This is a genomic window from Tunicatimonas sp., from assembly GCF_049647865.1.
GTDB lineage: Bacteria > Bacteroidota > Bacteroidia > Cytophagales > Cyclobacteriaceae > Tunicatimonas.
On sequence record NZ_JBARYM010000593.1, the window covers coordinates 1 to 5,875 of the forward strand.

At 45.6% G+C, this 5,875-nt stretch carries 4 protein-coding genes; all 4 read right to left on the reverse strand.

Annotated features, from left to right (window positions below; translation table 11 throughout):
- Positions 1–103: 103 nt before the first annotated feature.
- Positions 104–2,539, reverse strand: a complete 2,436-nt coding sequence (locus tag WBA23_RS17485; protein ID WP_424583574.1) for an ABC transporter permease — start codon at positions 2,537–2,539, stop codon at positions 104–106.
- A 67-nt stretch (positions 2,540–2,606) separates the two neighbouring features.
- Complete coding sequence (locus WBA23_RS17490) at positions 2,607–3,065, reverse strand: hypothetical protein (RefSeq protein ID WP_424583575.1); 459 nt, start codon at positions 3,063–3,065, stop codon at positions 2,607–2,609.
- Between the two features lie 254 nt (positions 3,066–3,319).
- Entirely contained in the window at positions 3,320–3,841 is a 522-nt protein-coding gene (locus WBA23_RS17495; protein ID WP_424583576.1) for a hypothetical protein, read from the reverse strand.
- Positions 3,834–5,875: ABC transporter permease (locus tag WBA23_RS17500; RefSeq protein WP_424583577.1), on the reverse strand; the 2,042-nt coding region annotated here is incomplete at its 5' end. The genes WBA23_RS17500 and WBA23_RS17495, both read right to left, overlap by 8 nt.

Sequence of the window (5,875 nt, forward strand, 5' to 3'; positions counted from 1 at the left end):
ACATTGAGCGAAAAGCAACTTTGAAGTAGTTTCTAATCATAATTTTATCCAATTAGCAATTAGCAATTAGCAATTAGCAATTAGCAACTGTTCATTGTTTAGGTTATTCATTACGTAGTGAGTCTATCGGATTGGCTAACGCAGCTTTAACAGACTGGAGGCTTACCGTAAGTCCAGCGAGAAGTAGAGCCGATACTCCGGCTAGCACAAAAATACCAACGCCAATTTCGGTACGATATGCAAAGTTCTCCAGCCAGCTCTCCGCCAGCCAGTAGGACAAAGGAGCGGCTAGTACAAAGGCAAAGAGCACCAAGCGAATAAAATCTTTAGATAGAAGATAGGTAATCTGTTGAATACTAGCTCCTAGCACCTTACGAATACCGATTTCCTTGGTCCGTTGCGCGGCTACAAAGGCAATCAGTCCTAGTAAACCCAGACAGGCCACTAACACCGCCAATGCCGTGAAAACACTTAACACCCTTCCGAGTCGTTGCTCAGCCCGAAACATTTGGTCAAAGTCCTGATCGAGAAATGAGTAAACCAATGGATTGTCCGGCTCAAATTGGGTCCAAACATCCCTAATTTGCTCCACTCCTTCGGTAGCATCTCCGGTCGTGAGTCGTACCGCTACGTAATCACTCAAAAATGTAGGAGAGAAGACTTGGAAGGCTACTGGTTTCACTGGCTGGTCGAACGATTCTAAGTGAAAGTTTTTAATGACTCCTAGCACCTGCAAGCGTTCTTCATCGTTCGCCCCTTCATTTTTAATAATGGTTTTCCCCACCGGATCAGTTAGTCCTAATATTTTCACAGCAGCTTCGTTCAGCAGTATTCCGTCCCGATCGGAAGCCCGACTTTCCTGGAAGCCTCGTCCGGCAACCAGTTCCATTCCTAGCGTATTGATGTAATCCGGATCAATCAGAAACCACTGCATACCCTGGCCTCCGCTGGCTCCTTCGGAGCGAATATCGCGCATCACGCGGTTGGGCTGGGAAGGTAATCCGGTAGCAAAACTCACCTGCTTCACCCGCGACTGGTTGAGCAGGGCGTCTTTAAAATCTTCCCAACGGTCTTGAATTTCCTTATCATTTTTAATCACCAACACGTTCTCTCGCTCGTAGCCAATATCCTTCGTCTGAATAAACTGTAACTGCTTTACGACCAACCCCGTCGTGATAATCAGGCTAATAGATACCGCGAACTGAAAGACAATCAGTACATTGCGCAATTGGCCACTACGTAGGGAAGAAGCAGCTTGGCCCTTCAGTACATTAAGCGAGCGGAAAGCTGAGAGGTAAAAGGCTGGATAGCTACCAGCAATTAGCCCTACCAAAAATACACCTCCGGCAATGGCTAGCAACAGCGTTGGATGTTGCCACCAGTCAAAAGTAAGCTCCTTGCCCGTAAGCGTATTAAAGGGAATCCGCAGAGCTTCTACCGTACCCAGAGCAAGCAAAACTGCCACGAGGGTGGTAAGAATTGATTCGAGCAAGAACTGAAAAATAAGCTGCTGACGTGGCGAGCCTAGCACTTTCTGAACCCCAACTTCTTTGGCTCGGCGGTTGGCCTGAGCGGTAGACAAATTCATGAAGTTGATACAGGCTAGTAGTAAGATTAGTACAGCAATGATAACGAGCGTATATACCGTATTAATACTTCCGTTGGCTTGGTGCTCGCGTAGCAAATCAGAGTGTAAGTGGATATCGTTAACGGCCTGCAATTCATACGTCAGACTGACATTTTCCTCTGGACCAAAGTCATTCTTATCCAGAAAAGGTTGGGCGTATTGTTCCGCAATCTGCTCCAGTTTGCTAGCTAAACCCGCCATCCGAGCGGGGTTATTCGCTACGTCGGGCTGCACTTTGAGGTAGGTGTACATAACATTCCAGGCCCAGTTATCATTGTCAGTAATTTCTCCGTAACCGGTGGGAGGAACCAGCATATCGAAGGGAAGGTGCGTAGCGGAAGGGGGATCAACTACTCCGCTCACCACTCGAGCGGTACGACTGCCCCCGAATAGAATTTCTTTTCCCAGCACTTCGCCCCGTTCTACCGCTCCGGTTCCGAAGTACCGCTCGGCAGTGGCTTTGGTTAGTACTAATGCTTGGGGAGCTTGCAATGCTCGCTCATCACCCGCAATCAGATTGAAGTCCAGCACCTCTAAAAACGTAGAGTCAGCAATGTAGATGGATGTTTCTCGGAAGACTTTTTCGGTTCCTTCGTTGGGTAAGCGCATGGTAGAGTGGTTCCAGGAGAACACGCGGGCGATCGCTTCCACTTCCGGAATATCCTGTTTAATGGCTTCGTACAGTGGGGCGGGGGTGGTGGCCAGTTGGTAACCTTCGCCCCCGTTGGTTACCACCCGGAATACCCGTTCGGCATCCTGATGAAAGCGGTCGTAACGCAATTCGTCCATCACGTACCAAGTGATAAATAAAGTAGTAGCTATTCCTACCGAAAGTCCTACCACGTTAATTGCCGTATTGAACTTCTGCTTGTAAGCGTGTCGAAATGCGAGAGTGAAATATTTTTTTATCATAACTATCTATGGTTGATGGTAGAGGTTGAAGGGGTGAAGGGTAAGTTTACCGGGCGACGGTCGCCTTTTACCTTCTAACCCTTGACCTTCCACCTTCGATTTCTACCATATTGATGGCGAAAGTGTTGGTGGTGGTATTTTGGGTATATGTGATTTTGATGGAATGAAAGCTGATAGCATCGCCGGCCTCGAACGCTTCATTGGAACTGTTAGGAAGTTCAACCTTTCCTTTAGCTTGAGAAATACGTTTCTTCCCCAGTACTCCTAGAAAACTCCTTCGGATATTTAGTGATTCAAACGTCAACTGTACACCTTCGTCGGCTAGAAATTTACAGGCATGAATTAAATCCTCTCGGGAGGTAGTTTTGTCGCGCAATATTTCCGTAGTAATGATGCTGTTAGCTTTGACCGTTCTGGTTATTGGTGCTGGACCTTTGTCTGAGTTGCCAATCAGTGCGGCATAAGTTCCAGTAAATCCGCTGAACAAGGTCAAAACTAGCGTGATAACGTCGAAACTGAGTATCATAACAGTGAGAATTAAGTTTCTGATAAGTTAATCACAAGGCTGATTCCAAAAATTACTATAAATCTCAAGTGGTTGAATGTGAGATTGTTAATTACGAATCACTGAAAAAGGATGAAGCGGAATGTTCGGTTTTGATACAGTGTAGTGTATGTTTTTGATACGCTAAAGTTTTAATTTCGTACTTTCAACAAGCGGTGAATATGTTGTGAATTTTAGTATGGGGGTAAGCTTTGCGTGTCAGGTCGCTCAATTCATCACTCAGCTATCTTGAACACTTTTCCTCTATCGCCTTTGGTTATCGTGAATAGGTATTCATCGGCTTCTCCATCCTGAATTAAAAATACTTTCGTGTCAGGTTTAAACCCAAAGTACCTTTTTCCTAGTGGCTTGAAATCTAGAACATTATCGTCTATCCGAAGTCTTTTCGAGAAAATGCTATTGTTCTTTATACTGAACGAAATTGAACCTTTCCGTTGATCGCTATTTTCTACTGCTTCATTTGCAGAATTGTCTTTTTCTTCCAGTTTTCTTTGAGCGCGAATGGCTTCCCATTCTTCATCAGTCTTAGATTCATTGAATTTTCGGTAGTACTCTTCTCGTTCCGCTCCCGTCATATCCTCCGGGTAGCTTTTGTCGGCGCATCCTACAGTCGTAACGATTATTGCGAGCGCGATAGTAAAGCGATTCTTTAGCATAAGTGAAAGGTAAAAAGTAAATATCTTAAACCCTATACCTTCTACCGCGCGGCGGCCAACCTTTACCATTAAGTTAGTCATTCTTTAGTGAGTCTACTGGGTTGGCTAGGGCGGCTTTTATTGACTGAAAGCTTACCGTTAATCCGGCAATTAGTAAGGCAGCTACTCCGGCTAGTACAAATATTCCTAGTCCAATCTCGGTGCGGTAGGCAAAGTCAGCAAGCCACTGCTGCATCGCCCAGTAGGCGAGGGGAGTAGCCACCACAAAGGCAATCACAACTAGCTTAGTAAAATCCCGAGAAAGCAGCAGTACAATATTTTTGACGGAAGCCCCCAGCACCTTACGGATACCAATTTCCTTAGTACGCTGTTCGGCCATAAAAGCCGCTAAGGCAAGTAGGCCCAGACAGGCAATAATGATGGCTAACAAAGTAAAGCCACCGAAGATTATTCCCACTCGCTGGTCGGCTTGAAACAGTTGGTCAAAATCTTCGTCCAGAAACGAATAATCAAACGGGGTGCCGTCGGCGTGCCGGTTCCACTGCTGTTCTAGCATGGTGAGGGTTTGAGGTAGATCGTCTGAGGCTACTTCTACCTCCACATAATTTTGTTCGTCGGAAAGAATCATGACTAGTGGTTCTACGGTTGAGTGCAGAGACTTGTAGTGAAAATCCTCGGCTATTCCCACCACCTCTGCTTCATACATATCACCAATCTTTAATCTGCTGCCTACCGGATCGCTTAATCCTAAGGCTCTAACAGCCTGTTCGTTTAGAATAACGACACCGTACGCCGAATCCGCTGCAATTTCGCGAGAGAAGTTGCGTCCTTTTTTCAGGCGAATGCCCATGGTAGACAGATAATCATGGCTGGTCGTGAGGCTGCTGAGTACTAGGGCATTTTCTTCTCGGTAGATACTATCGCTCTCAGTTTGGGGGGTAATAATGTACTCTGGGTACCCCGCTAGAGGTGATACATTGGTAAAGCTTATACTCAATACCTCACTTTGGTTCAACAAAGCCTCGCGAAAAGTATCGGCATTAGCTCCCAAAGCCTCGCCGTCGTTCAGTACGATAATATTTTCTTTATTAAAACCCAGGTCTTTGTTACGAATAAACTGCAACTGCTCGTAAACCACCAATGTGCAAATGATTAGCCCAATGGAAACGACAAACTGAAAGACTACCAGCGAGTTACGTAACCAGGTATTTTTACCGCCACCTAACCGTTGTCCTCTCATTACTTCAATTGGTTTGAAACTAGTTAGGTAAAAGGCTGGGTAACTGCCAGCCAATATTCCCACAGTAATGCCTAGTAATAAAACCGCTGGAAGAAACCACGCAGTAAATAGTGGTACGTGAATAGCTGTACCCGCAATTTGGACAAAAGGAATTCTAAGCAGTTCGACTAAACCTAAGGCTAAAAGTACCGAAAGCAGACTAAGCAAAATCGACTCACCTAAAAACTGACGTATTAGTGTACTGCGCATTGAACCCATCGTTTTACGAACTCCTACCTCTTGGGCTCGATCAGCGGAGCGAGCAGTGGAAAGGTTCATAAAATTAATGCTGGCAATCAGCAAAATGAAGAGCGCAATTGCCCCGAAGATATACAGGTATTTGATATTGCCGTTGGGCTCAAACTCACCAAGGATGTGGGAGTGTAAATGTATATCAGTTAGTGGTTGGGTAAACATTTCTATTACATAGCCTCTCGCTTGAAACATTTCGTACTCCGCCAGATACTTTTTCAATAAAGGATCCAAACGGGCATCTACTGTTGCTATGCTCGTATTCTCGTTCAGCAAAAAGTAGGTGGCTGCAACAAGGTTGCCCCAGCTTTCGGTTTCACTGCTAGGGTCAGATAAGTAGGAATAAACAATGTCAAAATGTACGTGCGAGTTTTCGGGCACTGGCTCCATAATGCCAGTTACCTGAAAAGGCGTATCATCAATGAAGATACTTTGCCCCAGTGGGTCTTGTTCCTGAAAGTACTTGTGGGCAGTTGCTTCGGTCATTACCACGGCGTTGGGTTCTTGCAGTACTTGGTTAGGATCACCCTCTTTCAGAGGAAAGCTAAATAACTGGAAGAAATCCGGGTCAGCCGCTAATACGT